Source organism: Lentzea miocenica, assembly GCF_033949945.1.
In the GTDB taxonomy this organism is placed as follows: domain Bacteria; phylum Actinomycetota; class Actinomycetes; order Mycobacteriales; family Pseudonocardiaceae; genus Lentzea; species Lentzea miocenica.
The window spans coordinates 86,861-106,852 of record NZ_JAXAVW010000040.1; the positions used below are offsets into that span (position 1 = coordinate 86,861).

General features: G+C 68.9%; 24 protein-coding genes. 15 read left to right on the forward strand and 9 right to left on the reverse strand.

Annotation, left to right across the window (positions count from 1 at the left end; genetic code table 11):
- Positions 1 to 147 precede the first annotated feature (147 nt).
- Positions 148 to 612, reverse strand: a complete 465-nt coding sequence (gene soxR, locus SK803_RS38000) for a redox-sensitive transcriptional activator SoxR (RefSeq protein ID WP_319971034.1) — start codon at positions 610 to 612, stop codon at positions 148 to 150.
- An 84-nt stretch (positions 613 to 696) separates the two neighbouring features.
- On the opposite strand from soxR, the gene SK803_RS38005 reads away from it, so the two are divergent.
- Genes SK803_RS38005 through SK803_RS38015 form a run of 3 tightly spaced genes read left to right on the forward strand, consistent with a single transcriptional unit; the run spans position 697 to position 2,569 of the window.
- A complete protein-coding gene (locus tag SK803_RS38005) occupies positions 697 to 1,281 on the forward strand; it encodes an NADPH-dependent FMN reductase (RefSeq protein WP_319971035.1) in 585 nt (194 codons plus the stop codon).
- A 23-nt stretch (positions 1,282 to 1,304) separates the two neighbouring features.
- Positions 1,305 to 2,372: a nitroreductase family deazaflavin-dependent oxidoreductase gene (locus tag SK803_RS38010; protein WP_319971036.1), complete on the forward strand. Its 1,068-nt coding sequence runs from the start codon at positions 1,305 to 1,307 to the stop codon at positions 2,370 to 2,372.
- A gap of 5 nt (positions 2,373 to 2,377) precedes the next feature.
- On the forward strand, positions 2,378 to 2,569 hold the full coding sequence (locus SK803_RS38015; RefSeq protein ID WP_319971037.1) for an SDR family oxidoreductase: 192 nt from the start codon (positions 2,378 to 2,380) through the stop codon (positions 2,567 to 2,569).
- Between the two features lie 468 nt (positions 2,570 to 3,037).
- Here SK803_RS38015 and SK803_RS38020 read toward each other — a convergent pair whose 3' ends face one another.
- A complete protein-coding gene (locus tag SK803_RS38020; protein ID WP_319971038.1) occupies positions 3,038 to 3,658 on the reverse strand; it encodes a TetR/AcrR family transcriptional regulator in 621 nt (206 codons plus the stop codon).
- Between the two features lie 108 nt (positions 3,659 to 3,766).
- Here SK803_RS38020 and SK803_RS38025 point away from each other — a divergent pair, with 108 nt between their 5' ends.
- Together SK803_RS38025 and SK803_RS38030 are read left to right on the forward strand one after the other, a co-directional pair.
- Positions 3,767 to 4,483, forward strand: a complete 717-nt coding sequence (locus SK803_RS38025) for an NADPH-dependent F420 reductase (protein ID WP_319971039.1) — start codon at positions 3,767 to 3,769, stop codon at positions 4,481 to 4,483.
- Between the two features lie 18 nt (positions 4,484 to 4,501).
- Positions 4,502 to 4,690: a hypothetical protein gene (locus tag SK803_RS38030; RefSeq protein WP_319971040.1), complete on the forward strand. Its 189-nt coding sequence runs from the start codon at positions 4,502 to 4,504 to the stop codon at positions 4,688 to 4,690.
- Between the two features lie 24 nt (positions 4,691 to 4,714).
- Here SK803_RS38030 and SK803_RS38035 read toward each other — a convergent pair whose 3' ends face one another.
- Together SK803_RS38035 and SK803_RS38040 are read right to left on the reverse strand one after the other, a co-directional pair.
- Positions 4,715 to 5,557 (reverse strand): alpha/beta fold hydrolase, encoded by an 843-nt coding sequence (locus SK803_RS38035; RefSeq protein ID WP_319971041.1) that lies wholly within the window; start codon positions 5,555 to 5,557, stop codon positions 4,715 to 4,717.
- Entirely contained in the window at positions 5,554 to 6,594 is a 1,041-nt protein-coding gene (locus SK803_RS38040; RefSeq protein WP_319971042.1) for an NADP-dependent oxidoreductase, read from the reverse strand. The genes SK803_RS38035 and SK803_RS38040 overlap by 4 nt, the downstream gene beginning before the upstream one ends.
- 101 nt (positions 6,595 to 6,695) lie before the next feature.
- On the opposite strand from SK803_RS38040, the gene SK803_RS38045 reads away from it, so the two are divergent.
- The 5 genes from SK803_RS38045 (at position 6,696) to SK803_RS38065 (ending at position 10,478) form a co-directional block, all read left to right on the forward strand.
- Positions 6,696 to 7,283 (forward strand): TetR/AcrR family transcriptional regulator, encoded by a 588-nt coding sequence (locus SK803_RS38045; protein WP_319971043.1) that lies wholly within the window; start codon positions 6,696 to 6,698, stop codon positions 7,281 to 7,283.
- A 113-nt stretch (positions 7,284 to 7,396) separates the two neighbouring features.
- Positions 7,397 to 8,068 carry an enoyl-CoA hydratase-related protein gene (locus SK803_RS38050; protein ID WP_319971044.1) on the forward strand — a complete coding sequence of 224 codons (672 nt, stop codon included), beginning with the start codon at positions 7,397 to 7,399 and terminating at the stop codon, positions 8,066 to 8,068.
- Positions 8,069 to 8,194: 126 nt separating this feature from the next.
- On the forward strand, positions 8,195 to 8,758 hold the full coding sequence (locus SK803_RS38055; RefSeq protein WP_319971046.1) for a hypothetical protein: 564 nt from the start codon (positions 8,195 to 8,197) through the stop codon (positions 8,756 to 8,758).
- 5 nt (positions 8,759 to 8,763) lie between these two features.
- On the forward strand, positions 8,764 to 9,858 hold the full coding sequence (locus tag SK803_RS38060; RefSeq protein ID WP_319971047.1) for a sensor histidine kinase: 1,095 nt from the start codon (positions 8,764 to 8,766) through the stop codon (positions 9,856 to 9,858).
- The gene (locus SK803_RS38065; RefSeq protein WP_319971048.1) at positions 9,855 to 10,478 is read left to right on the forward strand and encodes a response regulator transcription factor; all 624 of its coding nucleotides are present in this window, start codon (positions 9,855 to 9,857) and stop codon (positions 10,476 to 10,478) included. Before SK803_RS38060 ends, SK803_RS38065 begins: the two co-directional genes overlap by 4 nt.
- 128 nt (positions 10,479 to 10,606) lie before the next feature.
- Here the strand turns inward: SK803_RS38065 and SK803_RS38070 are convergent, their stop codons facing one another.
- Positions 10,607 to 10,810: a cold-shock protein gene (locus SK803_RS38070; RefSeq protein WP_319971049.1), complete on the reverse strand. Its 204-nt coding sequence runs from the start codon at positions 10,808 to 10,810 to the stop codon at positions 10,607 to 10,609.
- 219 nt (positions 10,811 to 11,029) lie between these two features.
- Positions 11,030 to 11,431: a winged helix-turn-helix transcriptional regulator gene (locus SK803_RS38075; protein ID WP_319971050.1), complete on the reverse strand. Its 402-nt coding sequence runs from the start codon at positions 11,429 to 11,431 to the stop codon at positions 11,030 to 11,032.
- A gap of 28 nt (positions 11,432 to 11,459) precedes the next feature.
- On the opposite strand from SK803_RS38075, the gene SK803_RS38080 reads away from it, so the two are divergent.
- Positions 11,460 to 12,038, forward strand: a complete 579-nt coding sequence (locus tag SK803_RS38080; protein ID WP_319971051.1) for a hypothetical protein — start codon at positions 11,460 to 11,462, stop codon at positions 12,036 to 12,038.
- 51 nt (positions 12,039 to 12,089) lie between these two features.
- Here SK803_RS38080 and SK803_RS38085 read toward each other — a convergent pair whose 3' ends face one another.
- Positions 12,090 to 12,485 carry a RidA family protein gene (locus SK803_RS38085; protein WP_319971068.1) on the reverse strand — a complete coding sequence of 132 codons (396 nt, stop codon included), beginning with the start codon at positions 12,483 to 12,485 and terminating at the stop codon, positions 12,090 to 12,092.
- A gap of 96 nt (positions 12,486 to 12,581) precedes the next feature.
- On the opposite strand from SK803_RS38085, the gene SK803_RS38090 reads away from it, so the two are divergent.
- Positions 12,582 to 13,535, forward strand: coding sequence for a helix-turn-helix transcriptional regulator (locus SK803_RS38090; protein ID WP_319971052.1), 954 nt, complete (start codon positions 12,582 to 12,584; stop codon positions 13,533 to 13,535).
- A 3-nt stretch (positions 13,536 to 13,538) separates the two neighbouring features.
- On the opposite strand, the gene SK803_RS38095 is transcribed toward SK803_RS38090, so the two are convergent.
- The gene (locus SK803_RS38095) at positions 13,539 to 16,388 is read right to left on the reverse strand and encodes a hypothetical protein (protein ID WP_319971053.1); all 2,850 of its coding nucleotides are present in this window, start codon (positions 16,386 to 16,388) and stop codon (positions 13,539 to 13,541) included.
- A gap of 211 nt (positions 16,389 to 16,599) precedes the next feature.
- On the opposite strand from SK803_RS38095, the gene SK803_RS38100 reads away from it, so the two are divergent.
- The gene (locus SK803_RS38100; RefSeq protein ID WP_319971054.1) at positions 16,600 to 17,463 is read left to right on the forward strand and encodes a peptidase inhibitor family I36 protein; all 864 of its coding nucleotides are present in this window, start codon (positions 16,600 to 16,602) and stop codon (positions 17,461 to 17,463) included.
- 123 nt (positions 17,464 to 17,586) lie between these two features.
- Complete coding sequence (locus SK803_RS38105) at positions 17,587 to 18,249, forward strand: hypothetical protein (RefSeq protein WP_319971055.1); 663 nt, start codon at positions 17,587 to 17,589, stop codon at positions 18,247 to 18,249.
- Here SK803_RS38105 and SK803_RS38110 read toward each other — a convergent pair whose 3' ends face one another.
- Positions 18,250 to 19,485, reverse strand: coding sequence for a PucR family transcriptional regulator (locus SK803_RS38110; protein WP_319971056.1), 1,236 nt, complete (start codon positions 19,483 to 19,485; stop codon positions 18,250 to 18,252). It abuts the gene before it with no gap.
- 210 nt (positions 19,486 to 19,695) lie between these two features.
- Here SK803_RS38110 and SK803_RS38115 point away from each other — a divergent pair, with 210 nt between their 5' ends.
- Entirely contained in the window at positions 19,696 to 19,992 is a 297-nt protein-coding gene (locus SK803_RS38115; protein WP_319971057.1) for a hypothetical protein, read from the forward strand.

The following is a 19,992-nucleotide window of genomic DNA, read 5'->3' on the forward strand; positions in this document are numbered from 1 at the left end:
AGATTTCGTCGGGCGGCGCTGGTGAGAACCGGTCGACCGGGATGCGCGGCGACTGGTGAGGCTGGAGGATGTTGCAGCCGGTGATCTAGCTGTTCCGTTGCGGGTGTTCGGTTCTGCTGTGTGACCATCCCGCTGGCGGCACCGTTTCTAGCGGTCGCCGGTGCTGAACATTCGACGTGGGCCTGGGCCGTCCTGGCCGAGTTTGTCGCCGGGGTTGACCAGCTCGCATTGTTTGAAGGACAGGCAGCCGCAGCCGATGCACTCGGTGAAGCGGTCCCGCATCTGGGTCAGCCGCTCGATGCGGGCGTTGAGCTCGGCGTTCCAGCATTCGGATGCTCTGATCCAGAACTCGTGGGTGGGCGCCACGCCTTCTGGCAGCAGGGCGAGGACGTCGCCGATGACGGAGAGCGGAATGCCGAGGTGGTGCGAGGCGCGGATGAAGGCGACCTGGCGAAGGGTTTCGCGACGATAGCGGCGCTGGTTCCCGGTGGTGCGCCTGCTGTGGATGAGCCCTTGGCGCTCGTAGAAGCGCAAGGCCGAGGCCGGAACGCCGCTGCGGTCGGCCAGTTCGCCGATGGTGATCTCGGTGGCTTCGGCCGGTAGGGATGCCATGCGGATCACACTGGCTTGACTTGAACCTCTGTTTAAGTTCGACGCTTCGAGTGTCACAACGGATGGCCTCGAAGGGAAATCACCATGTCTGGAAGCCCGGTCCAGCTCGCCGTGATCGTGGGCAGCACTCGGGACGGCAGGTTCGGACCGACCGTCGCGACGTGGTTCGCCGAGCACGCGCGACAGCACGGCGACGTGAAGGTCGACGTCATTGATCTGGCGGAGGCGCGGTTGCCCGTGCATCTGTCCAGCGAACCTGGGCTTGAGGGTGCGCGGGCGCTGGCGGCCGTGAGTCCGCGGCTGGCGGCGGCCGACGCGTTCGCTGTCGTGACGCCCGAGTACAACCACAGTTTTCCCGCGTCGTTGAAGAACGCGATCGACTGGCACTTCACGGAGTGGCAGGCCAAGCCGGTGGGTTTCGTGTCCTACGGCGGAATTTCCGGGGGCTTGCGGGCGGTGGAGCACCTGCGGCAGGTGTTCGCGGAGCTGCATGCGGTGACCGTGCGGGAGACAGTCAGTTTCCACGGGGCCTCGTCCCAGTTCGACGAGGCAGGCAGGCCGACGGACCCGGCGACGTGCGGGGCGGCCGCCACGAAGCTGCTCGACCAGCTCGTGTGGTGGGGCCGCGCGCTGCGATCGGCCCGCGCCGAGCAGCCCTACGCCGCCTGATCCGCCGACCCGAGGAGAGCGACATGACCATCGACCACAACGTGCTGCCCGACATCGGCCGTTCCGACGCCGACACCGTTCTGGTCGTCGAAGCGCCCGTCACGGCGGAGATCTTCGACGAACTGGAGCGGAAACCGTGGCCGGACGGGCTGATCTCGGTCAGCACGTACGCCGCCACCGATGGCGAGACCGCGCTGACCTACACCCAGTGGGCGGCAGGCGCGACCGGCCGCGAGTTCCTGAGTGGACTCACCGGCGCCGAGCCCGTCGAGTATCGGCTGTACCGCAGCGGAACGCGGGAGAACCCGCCGGTTCCTGGATGCGTCGTCGTCGTCAGTGTCGAGTTCGACGGACCCGACCCGCAGCGGCAACGACGCTGGGTGGACACCGTGTTCGACGCCCTGGCCGGCGAGACCGACCCACCTCCCGGGGGGATATCGGGTCACTTCCACGTGAGCACCGACGGCACCAAGGTGCTCAACTACGCCGAGTGGACCGACGAGCAGGCGCATCGTGACGCCTTGGCCAGGTCTGGCCAAGGCACGGTGGGCACGTCCCCAGGGTGGCAGCGAGTCCAGGCGTTCCCCGGCGTTCGCAACAGCGGCTTCCGGCGACACCACCTGGCGCGCAGCGTTTCCGTTGCGCCATCCGCGGAGGAAGTACTGGACAGTCCCACGGCCTGGGTTGCGGAGCACATCCGCGCCTACGTCGAAACCGATGGCGAGAGCGGCCACTTCTACCAGGGCTGGCCGACCCTGCTGCTCACCACCCGAGGCCGGAAGTCCGGCACGCTCCGGCGCACCGCGTTGATCTACGGGCAGGACGCGGACCGCTACCTGCTGGTGGGCTCGAACAGCGGAGCGCCCACGCATCCGGCGTGGTACCTCAACGCCGTCGCACATCCGGAGATCACCGTCCAGGTCGCCGGCGACACGTTCACCGCACGGGCCCGCACCGCCACGGCCGAGGAGAAGCGGCTGTTGTGGCCGCGGATGGCGTCGATCTTCCCGCTCTACGACGACTACCAGGCCAAGGCCGACCGGGACATCCCCCTGGTGATCATCGAGCGCCACACCGGAGAAACCCCCTGATTCTCGTGATCGGAGCGACCGGCACCATCGGCGGGCACGTGACCACCCGGCTCCTCGACACCGGCGTGCCGGTGCGGGCCATGACACGCGACCCCGCCGCCGCCCGGCTACCGGACGGTGTCGAGGTCGTGGGCGGCGACCTTCTCGCACCGAACACGGTGACGACCGCCTGCGAGGGGTGGACGCCGTGTTCCTGATGTGGCCGCTCCCGACGGCCACCGTCGCGCCCGCCTTGTTGAAAGCTATCGCCGAACACACAGGGCGGATCGTCTTCCTGTCTTCCGGCGCCGTCCGCGATGACCTGACCGAGCAGGCGGCGCGTGCCTTGGCCGAGGACAAGCACGCGGGTCACAGGTACGTCCTCACCGGCGGAGAACTTCTGACGCACTCGCATGGCTGTCTGACTCGGTTGTCGACGTCGTGCTCGGCGGACATGCCCACATGGCTGCGGAACCAGGCCCTGTCACGTCCACTGTGGAGGATGTCACCGGCGGCCCGCCACGCAGGCGACTTCAGTCGATCGTGATCGTCGCCGGCCGCGGCGCAGACCGTGGAAGGTCAGGCCGAGGCGGATCGGCATTGTGCGAACGCATGACAGCGGTCGCTCTTCGTCGCTGTTGACCGCGGGTTTGAGGACGCGGCGGATGAAGGTCGCGAAACCTGCCTCAGGAGTGTCTTGCGGGATCTGAGCCGTCCTTCTCGGTCCGGGGCGTCATCCAGCCTGACTGCATCAAGGCGTGCAACGCCTGAGGTGACGACTCGTCGGCCAGGGCAGCGCTCCGCACCCAGGCCGTTGCCAGCACGGTGAGGAACAGGTCACGTCCACGCACCTGGGGCTGGGCATCCCCATCGCGCTGGGCCGCGTGGAGGAACTGGTCGGTGGTCGTGATGAACCCCTGGCAGGTGATCGCCAAGGGGGAGTTCTCCTCTGACAGCGCGGCCCGCAGGGGTTCCGGGAGACCGTCGAAGGCCGTCAACCACTCGCCCAGCGCCTCGAGCCATCGGGCGAGTGCGGTGCCGGAGTCGGCTTCTTCGCGCCGGATGGCGTCGCGGCGGGACACCAGTTCGTCGTCGCGCGCCTGCAGGAGGGCGGCGAGCAGGGCCTCCCGGTTCGGAAAGTGGCGATAGAGCGTGCCTGGACCGACGCCTGCCCGCTTGGCGATGGCATCCAGGGAGCCGGTGATGCCCCGCTCGCTGAAGAACTGCTCCGCGACTTCGAGGATGTGCGTGCGGTTCCGCTGTTTGTCCGTCCGTGGCCTGCGCGCGCCGGCGCCTGCTGCAACCATGCTGAACGCCCCTCGTTGACGAAACGGAGACGGTCTCCGTATATTGGTCGAAGTAAAACGGAGACCCTCTCCTCATTGTTGCAGAGGGAAGCGGAAACAGGAGCAGACATGCCCACGCTCGGGATCATCGGAAGCGGCAACATCGGCGCAGCTGTCGCGCGCCTCGCGGTAGCGGCCGGTGTTCCCGTCGTGGTGTCGAACTCCCGTGGCCAGGAGAGCCTCGCCGGCCTCGTCGCCGAGCTGGGCTCGCTGGCCACGGCAGGCACCGTCGGGCAGGCGGCCCAGGCCGGTGACCTCGTCGTGCTGTCCGTACCGCTCACCGCGCACACCGCCGTTCCAGCAGCACCCCTCGCGGGCAAGATCGTGCTGGACACCAGCAACTACTACCCGTTCCGTGACGGCCGGATCGCCGAGTTGGACGAAGACGCGCTCACCACCAGCGAGTTGGTTCACCGGCACTTCGGCACAGCGCGGCTGGTCAAAGCGTTCAACAACATCCTGGCCCACCACATCCCCCAGCTGGCCCGCCCCTCCGGCGCGGCCGACCGCACCGCGCTGCCGATCGCCGGTGACCACGCTGAAGCGAACGCCGGCGCGGCGACGCTGATCGACCGGCTCGGCTTCGACACCGTTCACGCCGGGCCGCTGGCGCAGAGCTGGCGCTTCGAACCGGAAGCCGCGGCCTACACCCGCCTCTACCTCGCCGACCCGTCCACGCCCGATGAGCGGATGCTCCAAGCGCCTGGCCGGCCCGTGCCCGCCGCCGAACTGCGGCATGCCCTCCAGTCAGCCCGGCGGGTGTCGGTAGTCGACCGCGTCTTCTGACAGACAGCACGACGGCACATGGTCTTCGCGCGGCCGGACTCGGAGGAACCCTCCGGCTGGCGGTTCGAGGACCGTGCCGATCCGGGAGTCGAGAGTGTGCGGGCCGAACTGGCCTCGTCGACGCTCGACTGGTGCGGAACACCCTTCCAAGTCCACTGGCTGGACGACACGGAGGCAGACCGGATCCGTTCGACGATCTTCATCTGACACCGCGGCCGGCTGGGCCTGGATTCACGACTCGAGGAACGTCAGGGCTTCGGCGACGAACTCTTCGTGGTACTGGAAGATGCCGCCGTGGCCGGCGTCGGGGTAGAGGGTGAGCTGGGCGTTCGGCAGGCGTCGGGCCAGGTCTGTGGAGTTGCTGCTGGGCACCATCCGGTCGTGGGTGCCGTTCGCGACCAGGACCGGGTGGTGGATGGCCGTCAGGTCGGAGGGGCGCTGGAGTCCCCAGGTGTGGATGGCCTTGAGCTGGTTGCGGAATGCCTTGACGGAGATCGGCTTGTCGCGGTTGCCGGTGCGTTCCTTCAGCCGGTTCACGAACTGCCTGCCTGCCGCCTTGCCGTTGGCTGTGCGGGTGAAGAAGAGATGTTCCTTGGGGTCCTTGAAGGTCAGGGTGGCGGTGAGGCTGTCGAGCAGGGTGATCCGGGTGACCTTGTCGATGCCCTCGCCGCCTGCCGGTCCGGTGCCCGCGAGGATCATCTTGCGGACGAGTCGCGGTTGTTCTTCGGCGATCACCTGGGCGACGAAGCCGCCCAGGGAGAATCCGAGCAGGTCCACCTGGTCGTGGCCCAGTGCGTGGATGAAGGCGATGGCGTCGCGGGCCATCGCGGCCACCGAACGCGGTGCCGTGCCTTGTGAGGCGCCTACTCCGCGGTTGTCGAAGGTGATCACCCGGTGGGTTGTGGCGATGCCGTCGACGACGCGGGGGTCCCAGTTGTCCAGTACGGCGCCCAGGTGGTTGAGGAAGATCACTGGCGTGCCGCTGTCCGGGCCGAGTCGGCGGTAGGAGAACGTAAGGCCGTCGATGTCGACGGTCCTGGTCGGCGTGTTCTGGTAGCTGGTGGTCACGGTCATGACGTCTCCTTCACCCTGACGACGACCTTGCCTTTCGCGCGTCCTGTGTCGACGTGGGCCAGGGCCTCGTTGGTCTGTTCGAACGGGAAGATCCGGTCCACGACCGGGGTGATGATCGCCGCGTCGATGAGTGCGGTGATTTCGCGGAGCTGGTTTCCGTTGGCGCGCATGAAGAGGAACGAATAGCTGACCTGGCGGCGTTCGGCTGCTTTGCGGATCCGGTGGCTCAGCACGCGCATCACCGGGCCGAGGGTCCACGGCTTGCCGAGCTGCTTCGCGAAGGCGGGGTCGGGCGGGCCGGAGATCGAGATGAGTTTGCCGCCGGGCTTCAGCACGCGCAGCGACTTCTCGAGCGTCTTCTTGTCCAGGCTGCCCAGGACCACGTCGTAGTCGTGCAGGGCGGTTTCGAAGTCGTCCTGGCGGTAGTCGATGACGACGTCCGCGCCCAGGCGCGTGACCAGGTCGATGTTGGCCGCGCTGGTCGTCGTGGCCACGGTGGCGCCGAGGTGCTTCGCGAGCTGGATCGCGAACGTTCCCACGCCGCCGGAGCCTGCGTGGATGAAGACCTTCTGGCCTGCGCGCACGTCGGCGGTCTCGACCAGCGCCTGCCAGGCGGTGAGGCCGACCAGCGGGACGGAGGCCGCTTCTTCCATCGTGAGCTTCTTCGGCTTGAGCGCCAGGTCGTTCTCGTTGACGGAGATGAGTTCCGCGAAGGTGCCGATCCGGTCCTTGTCCGGTCGCGCGTAGACCTCGTCGCCGGGCTGGAACTTCCGCACCCCGGCGCCGACGCGGGTCACGACGCCGGCCACGTCGTTGCCGAGGATGAACGGCGGGCGGTACGGCAGGATGAGTTTGAACTCGCCGTCCCTGATCTTGGAGTCGAGCGCGTTGACGCCCGCGGCGTGGATCTGGACCAGGACGTCGTGCTCGCGCACCTCTGGTTCCGGCATCTCGCCTGCCCGCAGTGTGCTGCCGCCGCGTCCGTACCGATCGACGATGAATGCCTTCATGAGCGCCACCGGTCGAGTCGCTGTCATCACGCCTCCTTTAAATTATGACCATACGACCATAAGGTGAGACAGAGGGCGGCGCAAGAGCTGCGGCGGTTTTGGATTATGACCGTACTAACATGGAGGGCATGGTGCGCTACGGGAAAGAGCACAAGCTGGAGACACGCCAGCGGATCATCGACACGGCGGGCCGGCGGCTGAAGCGTGACGGCATCGACGGGTCCGGGGTCGCCACGCTCATGAAGGACGCGGGGCTGACCAACGGGGCCTTCTACGCCCACTTCGCCTCCAAGGAGGACCTGGTCGCGACCGTGGTCGTCGACCAGTTGCGCGACCAGTGCGAACGGCTCGCCGCCGTGGAACCGGGCCGCGAAGGACTCGAGCAGCTCGTGCGGGCGTATCTCTCGCCTGAGCACCGTGACAGTCCGGAGGAAGGCTGCCCGTCCGCGGCTTTGCTGGACGAGATCGGCCGGTGTGAGGAGCCGACCAGGCGGGCGTACACCGACAGCGTGCTCGCGTTCATCGACGACATCGCCGCCAGGCTGGCGCCGCACGACCCGCCGTCGGCGCGCGTCAAGACCCTCGGCGTCTACGCCTTGATGGTCGGAACGCTGCAACTGTCCCGCGCCATCGCTGACCGGCAACTCTCCGACGACCTCCTCGAGCAGGGCATTCGCAACGCGTTCGCGGCGCTGGGCCTCCCGCAACGGGGGTGAGGCGGATAAGTTACTGGCGAGTAATGGATGTCTGCCCGTAGGAGGCCAGGCGTCGATCGCACCTCTGAGGCATGACAAGTCCCGTCAGACCCCGCAACACGAAGGAGCCGGACATGCCCACGCTCGAACGCCAGGACGACGTGTTCATCCTCGACATCGGGGACTCGGAGAACCGTTTCCACCCCGACTGGATCGACTCGGTCAACGCCGCGCTGGACGAGGTCGAGAACGCCGAGGGTGCCCGCGCCCTGGTGACCGCCGCGACCGGGAAGTTCTTCTCCAACGGCCTGGACCTGGAGTGGCTGGGCGCTCACGGCGATCAGTTCCACGGGTACGTCGTGGCAGTGCACGGGTTGTTCGCGCGGATGCTGACCCTGCCGGTGATCACCGTGGCCGCCCTCCAGGGCCACACTTTCGCTGCCGGGGCGATGTTGTCGCTGGCGCACGACTTCCGGGTGATGCGCGGGGACCGTGGTTTCTGGTGCCTGCCGGAAGCTGAGATCAACATTCCGTTCACCCCCGGCATGTCCGCGTTGATCCAGGGCCGGTTGAGCCCGCAGACCGCACACGAGTCGATGACGACCGCCCGCCGCTACGGAGGCCACGACGCTCTTTCCGCCGGCATCGTCGACCGCGTGGTGGACGAGGACGCCGTGCGGCCGACCGCGGTGGAGATCGCCCGTGCGCAGGTGGGCAAGGCCGGTCCGACGTTGGGCGTGATCAAGTCCCGGATGTACGCACGCGCCCTGGACGCCTTGCGGGACAAGGACACCCCTCTCGGCTGAGGACCGGTTCGCCAAGATCCGCGACCTGCACGTGCCGGTCGGCACCCCTCACACCATTACCTTTGACGTCCGAAGTGGCCGGCGGGGACTTCGGGGCACGGTCCGTGCGCTCATAGCGTCGGTGGCGTGACGGATGACAAGATCTTCTTGCCGAGGTTCGGTGCGGTGTGCGGGGGCGTTCTCGCCCTGTCGATCGGGGTGCCAGGGGCGGTCGAGGCGTTCACCGGGGAGACGGCGGCGACCAGTCTGGCGATCGGGTTGGGGACGGCGTTCGGTGCGCCCGCGGTGGTGGCGTTCCACGGGCACCAGGCGCACGCGTCCGGGAGGTTCGGGGCGTTTGCCTTCGCGGCGAACATGCTCGGGCTGGGGTTGTTCACCGGGGTGGCGTTCGCGTTGAACCTGGTGATCTTCTTCCAGGAGCCGGGGCAGGTGGCTGCCCTGACGACGGCGGTGCTGAAGGCGGCGTCGCTGGTGTTCGTGCTCGGCACCGTGTTGTTCGGGGTGTCCATGGTGCGGGCCAAGGTGTTTCCCGCGGTGCCGGCATGGGGGTACGGGATCAGTTTCACGTTGCTGGCGGTGTTCGCGGCGCTGCCGGACACGCCTTGGTCCGCGCTGTTGCACGTTGTCTGCGCGGCGGTGTTGGTGTGGCTTTCCGCGGCGGTGTGGCCTGCGCGTTCGGCACTAGCCTGAGCGGCATGCACACCTCGCGACCGGCGCCCTGGGTCTCGCCCCTGCTGTGCGCCGCGGTGCTGATCGCTGGGGTGTATGCCGCGGTCTCCGGGCTCGGTACCACCAGGCTGCCGCTGCTGGTCGGTGGGCTGGTGGTGCTCGTGGCCGTGGACCTCGCCGAGTTTCGCCGTTACCCGGTGCGCACGCCGAAGCCGGTGGCGGCGGCGCTGCTGGTGTTGCGGGCGGTTCTGTACGTGGGTGTGGCGTATGTGGACGGATCCGGGCTGGCGCGGGTGTTGCTGCTGCTCTTGCCGTTTACCGCGTACTTCGCGTTCGGGCGGGGTGTGGCCATCGGGCTGGCTGCGGTGTGCGTGGCGGTGGCCGTGGCGAGCACTCCGGACTGGTACGACCACGTGGAGCAGGTGTCGGATCTGGTGATGTTCACCGTCGGGCTGGTGCTCACCATCGCGATGGCCGCGGTGGCGGTGCGCGAGCGCGACGGGCGGATTCGGCTGGTGGAATCGCATCGCACGGTGGCGGAGCTGTCGGCCGCGGCGGAACGGGCCAGGGTGGCCAGGGACCTGCACGACGATCTCGGCCACCACCTGACGGCGATCGTGGTGCTGCTGGAGAAGGCCGCCGCGTTCCACGACCGTGAACCGGACACGGCGAAGGCCGCTGTGCTCGACGCCGAACAGTCGGCGCGGCGGGCGCTGGGCGAGGTGCGTGAGTCGGTGCGGTCGCTGCGAACGTTTCACCTGCTCGCCGCCCTCGACGAACTCGTTGCGGGCCAGGGCGATGTGACCCTGACGGTCAGTGGTTCCCCCGACGGCCACGACACCGGTGCCCTGCACGCGCTGTACCGGGCCGCGCAGGAGGGCATCACCAACTCGCGCAGGCACGCCGCTGCCAGGTGCATCGCCGTCGCGGTCGACCTCGACGCCGAGCGGGCCCGGCTGACCGTGGCCGACGACGGGCGGGGCATGGGTGCGGCGGCCGAGGGGTTCGGGTTGCTCGGGATGCGGGAGCGGGTCGCGCTGGCAGGTGGGCGGGTCGACCTCGCCAGCACGTCGGCCGGCACGAGGCTGACCGTGACGATCCCCGTGGCGAGGACCGCGTGACCCGCGTGCTGGTCGTCGACGACCAGCGGCTCATCCGCGAGGGCATCGCCTCCCTGCTGGGCCTGCAGCCCGGCATCGAGGTCGTCGGCACCGCCGCGGACGGGCTCGAGGCCGTGGAACTGGCGGTGACGCTGGCCCCGGACGTGGTGCTGATGGACGTGCGGATGCCTGGCATCGACGGGGTCGAGGCGGTGGCGCTGCTGCGCAGGCGTGCCCCTGCGTGCCGGGTGGTCATGCTGACCACGTTCGACGACGAGGACTACGTGGTGCGCTCACTGCGCGCGGGTGCGACCGGCTACCTGCTCAAGGACCTGCCTTCGCAGGAGCTGGCGGCGGCGGTCAAGCTCGCCGCGGCGGGGGTGGCCCAGTTCGACCCGGCCGCCGCGGCCCGGCTGGCGGCGGTGCTGGACCGGTCCGACAGCCGTCGCGAACCGCTGACCGTGCGGGAGGTCGAGGTGCTGCGGCTGGTCGCGGCGGGTGCCACCAACCGGGAGATCGCCGAGCGCCTCTACCTGTCGGAGGGCACGGTGAAGAACCACATCTCGCGCATCCTCGGCAGGCTCGGGCTGCGTGACCGCACCCAGGCCGCCCTCTACGCCCAGTCGCACGGCCTGGTGTGAAGCCGGTCTCCGGTTCGGTCCGCTGTGGACGGTGATGCTCCGGACAGGACAGAGCCCGGCCGGACGAATCCGGCCGGGCTCTGGTGTTGTCCGTGACTGCCGCCGGTGTGTCGGCGGCTGACAAAGGACTAGGCGGGGACGATGTTCTCCGCCTGCGGGCCCTTCTGGCCCTGCGTGATGTCGAAGGAGACCTTCTGGCCTTCCTGCAGCTCACGGTAGCCCTGGGCAGCGATGTTCGAGTAGTGGGCGAAGACGTCGGCGCCGCCACCGTCCTGCTCGATGAAGCCGAAGCCCTTTTCAGCGTTGAACCACTTGACGGTTCCGGTGGCCATGGTGCACTCCAAGCATTTGAGTGGTCCCGCAGATGCGGGACCGGTTGTTATCCGCCATGGCCGCGGTGACGCTGAAACAGCAAAACGCCCGTGACACTTGATCACGGGCGACCTGTACTTCGGAACCATGACTGACTGATGGGTGCCACCGTACACGGGCGCGCGCGCTCGCGCGATCTCTGATGTGTCGTTGCTGGTCGTGTTGCTGGTTGGCGGGTTCTAGAAGATCGCGTTTGCGCAGCCCATCGGCTTGTGTGGTGCGGTTTCACCATGTGTGAGTTCCAGGTGTGTCTCACCCCACACCCGTACTCCCTCGACGACTGGGAGCACGGTCGTCCCGTATGGAGTCAGGCGGTAGATGACCGGCGCTGGGACCGGTCCGGTCACCACTCGTTCGACCAGTCCGTCGGCTTCCAGTTCGCGCAGCTGCTCGGCGAGCACCTTGGGAGTGATCGGGGCGCTGCGGCGGCGGAGGCCGGCGAAGTGGGACTCGCCGTGGGCCAGCCAGTAGAGCAGGGTCAGCTTCCACTTGCCGCCGATCGCGGCGAAGGCCGCGGCCATCGGGCAGCCCGGCAGCGGGTTGGGGCGCGAGGGGTTACCTGCAGGTGCCTTCTTGTTCACGGCCGCGCTCCGCTCGGATAGTCGGGCCATGACCGTGCCATGCAGACGAATCCTTGTTGCCGGCCTTTCGGCCTTCCTGCTGATCGGGACGGCTGTGTCGGGTGACGCCTCGACGCCTTCCGCCTCGACGACTGTCGCTGATGGTCAGCGCGATTTCGACTGGGAGATCGGGAGTTGGCGGACCTCGGTGCGGGTGCTGGCCGAGCCGCTCTCGGGGTCCGCGGACGAGTGGCTCCAGTTCTCGGGAACCAGCGTCGTGCGGCCGCTGATGGACCGGCGGGCGAACGTCGTCGAGCTCAAGGTCTCGGGGCCGAGCGGGCGCATCGAGGGCATGAACCTGCGGCTGTACGAGCCCCAGGCGACGCGGTGGAGCCTGACCTTCGTCAGCATGCGTGACGGGCTGCTCACGCCGGCGGTGTACGGAGGGTTCCGCGACGGCGTGGGCGCGTTCTACGGGGACGACCAGCTGGGCGGCCGGCCGATCAAGGTGCGGTTCCTCGTATTCCGCCAGGGGGCGGACACCGCGCGGTTCGAGCAGGCGTTCTCGGGCGACGGTGGGACGACGTGGGAGACGAACTGGATCGCGGTGGATCGCCGGACGTCCTGAGGCCGGCTGACACGCGGCCACCAGCGGTGACCGCGTGTCAGCCGTTCGGGGTCACCCGACGGCGGTCCCCTCCAGTTCGACCAGCAGGTCCGGGATCGCCAGCCGGCTCACGCCCAGCATCGTGGACGCCGGAGCCACCCCGGCGGCGCCCAGGCGTGCGGCCAGCACGCCGTAGTGCTGGAACAGCAGATCGACGTCGGTGGTGTAGACGTTGAGCCGGACCAGGTTCCCCAGGGACATGCCGGCCTCGCTGAGAACCGCTTCCAGGTTGTCGAGGGTCAGTGCGAGCTGGGCGGCCATGTCGCCGGCGTGCTGGGGTTTGCCGTCGGCGCTCATCGCGGCCTGCCCGGCGCAGTACAGGGTCCGGGTGTGTCCGGAGACGACCTCGCCCTGGTGGTAGCCCAGCTCCGCGGACCACGGCCACGGGTTGACCGCTGTTCGTTCCACTGCCACTTCTGCTCCGTTCGAGATCTTGATGTTGTGGTGATCAGCCTCCAGGGAAAACACGACATCCTTTGTCGTGTTTTCTGGCAGAGTTCTCGCATGCGTGCCGACCGGTTGGTGTCGCTGGTGTTGTTGTTGCGCCAGCGAGGGCGGCTGACCGCGCCGGCGCTGGCCCGTGAGCTGGAGGTCTCCACTCGCACCGTGTTGCGCGACATCGAGGCGTTGTCGGCGGCCGGGGTGCCGGTCTACGCCGAACGGGGGCGGCGTGGCGGGTTCGCGTTGCTGCCGGGGTTCAGGACCGAGCTCACCGGGCTGAGCCACGACGAGGCCGTCGCCTTGCTGGCGGCCGGATCCGGGCGTGGCGAGCGGGCGTTCGGGCTCGGCTCGGCACTTGCCTCGGCCATGCGCAAGGTGGTCGACGCGATGCCGGAAGGGCAGCGTGACGTGGCCCAGCGGTTTCTCGTCGAGCCGGAGACCGATCTGCTGTCGCGGCGGATGATCACGGAGGAGGTGCCGGGTTCGGCGATGGCCGAGGTTCGGCGGGCGGTGCTCGCGGGGCACAGGCTTCGCATCCACTACGCCGCGACGGGCCAGGCGCCGCAGTGGCGGACGGTGGACCCGATCGGGCTGGTCACCGTGCGGGACCGGGGCTATCTGCTGGCCACGCGATCTGGCGCGGACCGCACGTACCGGTTGTCGCGGGTGCTGGCGGCGGAGGAGTTGCCGGAACCCGCAGAGCGTCCGAACCGGGTGGATTTGGACCGGATGTGGCGGGAGCGTCGCGCGCGGTTTCTGGCTGATGACCACATCACCGTGCTGGTGCGGGTGAAGCCGGAGCGGCGGGACGACTTGCTGGGTACCGCACTGGCTGTGCGCGCCGAGGAACCCGATGCGGACGGGTGGTTGCGGCTGGAGGTGACCTACCAGGATTCATGGCATGCCGAGTGGGCGCTGTGGCAGCTCGGCATGGCCGCGGAAGCCCTTGCCCCGCAGTCGTTGCGTGATTCCCTGCGCGATCGTGCCGCCGCCGTCGCCGCCCGTTATGGAACCTGACGGTCAGCGGTGTGCGCGGCTCCAGAGAGCGGGCCAGCCGCCCTTGCCCAGCAGGGCCGCTGGGACGAGCAGACCGTGCGAGGCGATGTGTTCCCAGAACAGTTCCACGGGCGCGCCGAGTTCGGCCGCCGCGGACAGCGCCTTCTGCCACGGGCCGTGCGGATCGTTCAGCTCACTCGCCGGGAAACCGGGGACCGAGACCTTCCTCGCCGCGGCGACCTGCACGGTGTTGTCCGTTGTGGACGAACAGGTGGTGGCGATCGCCAGGGCGCACACCAGTTCGGTCGAGGGGCGGTGAGCCACCGCGCGGGCCAGCGCGTCGTCGGCTATCAGGTGGCCCATGGCCGTGCGGACGGACCGCGCCACCACGTCCAGGGCGAACGCCGGGGCGATTTCCGGCCGGCGGACGAGCGCGCGCAGGGTCCGGGGGAGCGGGGCGCCGTCGGTGAGCGTGCTGAGGCGGTCGTACTCGCGCAGTTCCGGATCGAGCTTCGTCACCGCGGCGGTGAGCGGCCGGACACGCGTTGCCTGCCACAGGGTCGATGCGCTGAGCCCGTCGCCGAGGGCGGTGCGGAGAAGGTCGACGTGGTCGCCTGGGCCCACGCGTTTCAAAGCGACGACTGCCGCTTCCGGCTCGAAGTCGGCTGGCTGGCCGGGGCGTCCGAGGCCGCGTGCCAGCGTCGCGTAGGTGCGTTGCGCGGAGGTGGCTGAGGCCAGCTCGTGCTCCACCGCCGCGGTCAACGCGCGGATGAGCTCGGCCGGCAGGCGTCCGGCGGCGGAACGACGGGCGGAGCCACCTCGTGTTCGCACCGGCGGGACGGGCAACAGCGGTTCGGGGGCGATCAGCACTGGAGCCGGGATCTCGTCGACCCAGTGCTTGACCTGCTTCTGCAGGGCCGGGGTGACGTTGTCGTTGAACCGTGCGCGCAGCTCGTGGATGTGCCAGCCGCCGGTGTGGCGGCGGATGTCCAGGTTGGCGGCGATGCGGCCGGAGGCGGGCTCGCGCAACGCCATCAGCACGCACAGGCCCCGGCGTGCTTCGTCGGCGTACCACGGGTAGCCGATGCAGTTGCCCATGTAGCTGGACCACTCGGCCAGCTGTCTGGGGTCACGGCCCAGTTCCACGGTGAGGCCGGCGACCACCTGTTTGTCCACAGCGGACACTTCGGGCGGGATCGGGAAGATGCCGACGCTCGCCTCGGCGATCACGGCGTCCGCGCTGACCCCGGTCGCGAGCTCCGCCCAGCTGCCGCAGCGAGGTGGTGGGGTCGCCCCGAACATCACCAGTTGGGCGACCCCGGCGGCGGCGAGCGGGACGGAGTCGGCTCGTGGCCCGCCGAGAGCAGGGGATGGCGCCGGCGGGTCGTAGTCCAGGGATGGCACGGGCTGCTCGTGCCGCACGGTTGCCTGCTCACTGCCGTGGAACGGCGCCAGTGCGTCGGCCAGATCGGCGAGCCAGAGCAGGTCGTGCGGTGTCTCCTCCGCGGCCGCGTCCGCCGTGAGTCGTTGCGCCAGCGGCTGGGCCGGGCCGTCGGCGTGCGCGTCGGTCAGCGGTGGCTGTTCCCAGCTGCCGGGCGCGCGCGAGAAACCTGCCAGGGCACGCCATTCGCGCAGCTCGGGCGCCTGCCACGGCTTGCAGGTGTCCCAGCAGTTGTGCAGGGGCTGGTCGTCCAGGTTGGCGAGCACCTCGGTCACGGTGTCGAAGACGACCACGCCGTAGTTGCGGGCCATGGCGGCACGGGTCTTGACGTGGGCCTCGGTCTTCGCCGTGGGCTTCCTGTCCGGACTCAGCACCTCGACCAGCTGGTGGACGTAGCTTCCTGGCCGCGCCGGGTGGCTGTAACCGCCCTCGACCCGGCGCGCGGCCCTGGACCGTTCGTCCTTGGTCAGGCAGGAGTTGGCGGCGACCAGCTCGTCGCGGTGCTTCTTCGCGGCGACCGCGAGGCCTTCGTCGGACAGGGTCCTGGCGAACCTCAGCAGTGCGGTGGCCGCGATGGCGTCCTGCATCAACCGGCGGAGCTCCGCCGCGGCCCACCAGTTCGGTGGCCGCCAGCGGGCCGCGGCGGCGAGCGTCGGCTCGCCGTCGACCGCCCAGCCCAGGTGCTGCAGGATCGCCTGGTCGAAGTAGGTGCGGTGGCGTTCGCGGAGCTTGTCGATCCGCTCGACGCGGGTCTGCGACGCGGCTCGGCGTTCCTGGAGCTGGAGTTCGACCAGGTGTGCGCACACGTGGTCCCAGAGGCTGATGATCAACGTCAGCCGGCGCGGTCGCTGGTATCCCGCCAGCGCACGGGAGAGGTGTTCGGCCAGCGTGGACGCCGCGCCGCGCGGGAACGGGTCGATCCCGTCCGGGGCCCGCAGGTCGAGCACGCGCTCCAGCTGCTCGGGGCCGAGGAGGTCGGACGCGGCCGAGGCCAGGTGCAACGCGGCCCAGCGCTCCTCACCGAGCGCCGTGTGCGCGGCCGCCCCGACGCGCTTGGTCGCCGAAGGACCGAACATCGCCACCAGGCCGGCGGTCCGGTCACCCAGCCGGTGCGCGCCGTTGACGCCGAGGACCTTCAGCGCCGCGAGCACCGCGTCACGCCGGTCACCGTGGGCGCCGGCCAGCCGCGCGGAGGTGAAGCCGCCGCCGAGGTCGACGCCCGCCGCGGCCGCCACGGGCCCGTCTTCGACCAGCAGGACGAGCTGCCTGGTCGCTTCCCGCACGGCCTCGGGTTCCGCGTCGGACGGGCCGACGGCGACGGGCGCGCCCGGCGGGTTCGCACCGGTTTTGGACACGGCTCTGCCGCCCGACGTGGGGAGCCAGCAGCTCAACCCGGGTCCGGCGGTGACTCCGAAAGCCAGCTGGATGGACATCGACAACATCATCGCGCACCCGCGCCACCTGTTTTGGCTGCTCGGTGCCGTGGTGACGCAGCCTGACCAATCGGTGACTCCGAGTGTCAGTGAAGTGTCAGCGGACTTCGCAATCCTTCAGTTGGCGGAAAACGAAGCTTCCTCTGCACGAGTGAGGTTCCGGCGAATTCGATGGGGGCCGGATCCCGCGGAATTACGAGAAGGGCTCAAAGTGCTCAAGAAATTCACCCTTGTGGCCATGATGGGCGCGCTGATCAGCGTGTCCTTCGGTGCGGCCACCGCCTCCGCGGCGACGGCCCGCAACGGGTCCTGTGAGGCAGGCGAGTTCTGCCTGTACTTCAACAGCAACCAGGCCGGCTCGGTTTCGGACTTCAACACGTCCGTTCCCGACTACGGCGACGACCAGCCGAGCTGCTACGACTTCAAGAGCGCGGGCAATGGTCAGGGCCTGTGCGTGAAGAACAACGCCGCCGCTGTCTGGAACCGCACCAGCGGCCCGGTCACGGTGTACTTCAACAGCGGTTACGCCGGTCCCCGGCAGACGATCGCGGCCGGTGCCAAGGCCAACCTGAACTCGGACCTGAAGAACGAGAACGCCGCCCACAAGCTGGGTGACGGCGGCAGCACCCCGCCTCCCGGTGGCTCCTACGGCACGCCGGCCACCAACCCGCACCCGTCGGCGACCGCCCGTGCGCCCCAGGCCACGAAGCGCACGCAGCACGTCGACGACCAGATCCGCTCGCTGACCGGCGAGAAGGACTGCTGGGTGGGCGACTACCGCAGCTACGAGTCGTCGACGAGCAACCACAACACCGGTAACGCTCTCGACTGCACGATCTCCAACGCGATCGGGTCCTACCCGTCCACGGCGCAGAAGGAACAGGGCTGGAAGCTGGCCCGTTGGCTGCAGAAGCACGCCGACCGGCTCGACGTCCGCTACGTGATCTGGCAGGGCAAGATCTGGAGCGTGGCGCGTGCCTCCGAGGGCTGGCGCAACTACACCGCGGGCAGCGGTGTGACCGGTGGTCACTACGACCACGTCCACGTTTCGATCCAGAACCCTCACGGCGACTGATCGCAGCGAAATTTCGGTTCTGAAAAAGAGGCGAGTGCTCACCAGAGCACTCGCCTCTTTTGTTTCATCTGCGCCAGACTCTCCAACGCCGCCGCATCTGTATCCCTGCAACGAGGAGCACGAATGCGTTTGGCACGACGAGTCGCGGTGATCGCCGGTACAGCCGCAATGACGGTGGCCGTGTTCCAGCCAACGGCCTCCGCCGGTCCGGTGGGCAGCGGGTGGAGCGAGTACAACCCCGCCTGGAACCTGCAGATCCAGAGCAGCGGCAAGATCACGAGCTACCCGAGCAGCACCACCAGCGCGTCCGGGCCCGGCGGGTCCTACCTGCGGTCCGGCGGGGTGCAGACCTTCAAGCTCTTCAACAACGGCTCCAACCGCGTCGAGGCACGGATCCAGGACAACTACCGGACCGGGCAACGGCAGTTCGAGGGCGAGCTCAAGGTCACCGCGGGCACGGACGACGAGAGCGCCATGCAGATCTTCGGCAACGACGGCGACGGCGCCACCACGTTGATGATCAGGTCCTACGCGAAGAGCGGCGGCACCCTGCGGGGCGGCGGCAAGGACCTGATCAGCGGCATCAACGGCAAGTGGGTGCGCGTCAACGTCACGCACAACGCCACTGCCAGCGGTGGCAGCTATTCCATCTACATCAACGGCAAGCTCGTCCACACCAAGAACGGGCCCAAGGGCGACCACTACTTCAAGTACGGCGTCTACGGCACGTTGCAGACGGACAACGCGGAGCACCAGTGGCGCAACGTGCACTTCTACCGGAAGTGATCAGGGGCGCAGGTCGTGGACGATCAGTGACGCGGCGAGCAGCCTGATGTCCGCGGGGTCGGCCGGGTTGTAGCCGGTCAGTTCGGTGACGCGGCGCAGGCGGTAGTTCAACGTGTTGCGGTGCAGATGCAGGCTTTCGGCCGTGCGGTGGCGGTTGTGGTCGCTGTTGATGAACACCCTCAGCGTGTGCAGCAGGTCCGGGTGTTCTGCCAGGCGGTCCATCACGCGGGCCAGGCGTTTGCGGCCGGGGCCGGGGCGGCAGAGCTGGTACTCGAGCAGCACGTCGTCCAGGACGTACGCGCCGGACGGGCGGCCCAGTTTCTGGACCAGTTCGGCGATGTCCGCGGCTTGGCGAGCCGCGGTGGGGATGTCCTCGCGACTCTCCGCCGCGGCGATGCCGCCCATCAGGCCGATGCCCGCGGCCATGTGCAGTTTGCCGACCAGGTCGGTGGCGTCGGTGAGTTCCTGGTCGAGCGTGTCCGCCGAGGTGGGGAGCAGCACGGTGCCGCCGTCGTGGTCCAAGGCGGAGAGGGCGTGTTTGGGCATTTCGGCTCGTAGGCGTCGCACCAAACCTTGGGCCGCGAGTCTGGTGTCGTGGCCGTCGGCGCCCTCTGGCCGTGACGTTGGTGCTACTCGTACGGCCAGGACTACGTAGTGGCTGGAGAGTTCCAAGCCGATCCGTTCGGCCAGCGGCTCGGCTTCGCGGCCCGTCAGCAGGGCGGCGACCAGGGCTCGGCCCGCCTCGCGGCGTTCGGCGTGGAGGGCTTGCTGTTCGGTGAGGTACGAGGCGGCGACGGCGGGCACGGCGCCGCTCAGGAACTGCAGCAGCGCGGGCACGGTCGCCAGCAGGTCGCCCACCTCGTGCTCTTCGGTGACGCTGGCCATCGACATCCACCCCACGTGCGCGGCGACGTGATAGGTGCTCAGCACGACGTCCAGTGGGACGCCTTGCTGGGCTCGGCGCACGGCCGTGGCGATCTGGTCGGCCATCTCCTCGGGTGCCGGTGGCCGTTGTTCGCGCAGGGCACGCAGGAAGACCTGCAGGTTTCGGGTCACCGCCTCGGTGATCTCGCGGTCGACGAGCTGGTGCGGCAGCTGCCGGTAGGCCGCTGATCTGGCGAAGAACGCCTCCAGCACCTTCTCGGCGATGCTCGGGATCTGCGTCGCGGCGCGCTCGTACAGCGGGGCGTTCGGGTCCGGTGCCGGGATGTCGACCACCGGCAGAGGCTTGCGCATGCGGCGGCCCCTGGCCATCGCCCGAAGCGGTCGACTTTGGTGGGCGCTGTGCACGAACGGGGGTTGCCGGCGTTGTGCACTTGACCCAAACGTCTGACCTGATCGAGTGATGGACGGTGGGCGCGGCTTCTGGTCCGGGCGAGAATCGGCAGTTCGTACCGGCAGGGGCAGGGTGACTTGGCACACCACGCGAGAAGCGTCCAAGAGTGCATGAAGCTGTTGCTGCGGCGTGGATTTCAGCGGACCGTCGTGCACGACCGCATGACGTGCGTCAACGCCGTGATGTTCCGCCGAGTCTGGCGGGGCACGAACGAGACCGTGCTCGCGTACTCCGACTCGGAGGCGCTGGCCTACCGGGTGCCGGAAGGCGAAGTGGACCCGGCGGACCCGTTCGTCGTCGACCCCGACATCGCGCTGTGGCAGTGCGGCGGCGAGTTCCTCGACGTCGCTGGTCAGCTGCTCGAACTGCCTCCGGTGGCTGGGCAGTCCGCGTTCGGTGCGCGCTGA

Coding starts and splice junctions, on each gene's coding strand:
- SK803_RS38030 (WP_319971040.1), top strand. CDS start 4,502: ATGGTCTTCGCGCGGCCGGACTCGGAGGAACCCTCCGGCTGGCGGTTC.
- soxR (WP_319971034.1), bottom strand. CDS start 612: ATGGCATCCCTACCGGCCGAAGCCACCGAGATCACCATCGGCGAACTG.
- SK803_RS38020 (WP_319971038.1), bottom strand. CDS start 3,658: ATGGTTGCAGCAGGCGCCGGCGCGCGCAGGCCACGGACGGACAAACAG.
- SK803_RS38115 (WP_319971057.1), top strand. CDS start 19,696: ATGAAGCTGTTGCTGCGGCGTGGATTTCAGCGGACCGTCGTGCACGAC.
- SK803_RS38070 (WP_319971049.1), bottom strand. CDS start 10,810: ATGGCCACCGGAACCGTCAAGTGGTTCAACGCTGAAAAGGGCTTCGGC.
- SK803_RS38045 (WP_319971043.1), top strand. CDS start 6,696: ATGGTGCGCTACGGGAAAGAGCACAAGCTGGAGACACGCCAGCGGATC.
- SK803_RS38005 (WP_319971035.1), top strand. CDS start 697: ATGTCTGGAAGCCCGGTCCAGCTCGCCGTGATCGTGGGCAGCACTCGG.
- SK803_RS38105 (WP_319971055.1), top strand. CDS start 17,587: ATGCGTTTGGCACGACGAGTCGCGGTGATCGCCGGTACAGCCGCAATG.
- SK803_RS38025 (WP_319971039.1), top strand. CDS start 3,767: ATGCCCACGCTCGGGATCATCGGAAGCGGCAACATCGGCGCAGCTGTC.
- SK803_RS38090 (WP_319971052.1), top strand. CDS start 12,582: ATGCGTGCCGACCGGTTGGTGTCGCTGGTGTTGTTGTTGCGCCAGCGA.
- SK803_RS38095 (WP_319971053.1), bottom strand. CDS start 16,388: ATGTCCATCCAGCTGGCTTTCGGAGTCACCGCCGGACCCGGGTTGAGC.
- SK803_RS38050 (WP_319971044.1), top strand. CDS start 7,397: ATGCCCACGCTCGAACGCCAGGACGACGTGTTCATCCTCGACATCGGG.
- SK803_RS38040 (WP_319971042.1), bottom strand. CDS start 6,594: ATGACAGCGACTCGACCGGTGGCGCTCATGAAGGCATTCATCGTCGAT.
- SK803_RS38035 (WP_319971041.1), bottom strand. CDS start 5,557: ATGACCGTGACCACCAGCTACCAGAACACGCCGACCAGGACCGTCGAC.
- SK803_RS38080 (WP_319971051.1), top strand. CDS start 11,460: ATGACCGTGCCATGCAGACGAATCCTTGTTGCCGGCCTTTCGGCCTTC.
- SK803_RS38060 (WP_319971047.1), top strand. CDS start 8,764: ATGCACACCTCGCGACCGGCGCCCTGGGTCTCGCCCCTGCTGTGCGCC.
- SK803_RS38110 (WP_319971056.1), bottom strand. CDS start 19,485: ATGCGCAAGCCTCTGCCGGTGGTCGACATCCCGGCACCGGACCCGAAC.
- SK803_RS38010 (WP_319971036.1), top strand. CDS start 1,305: ATGACCATCGACCACAACGTGCTGCCCGACATCGGCCGTTCCGACGCC.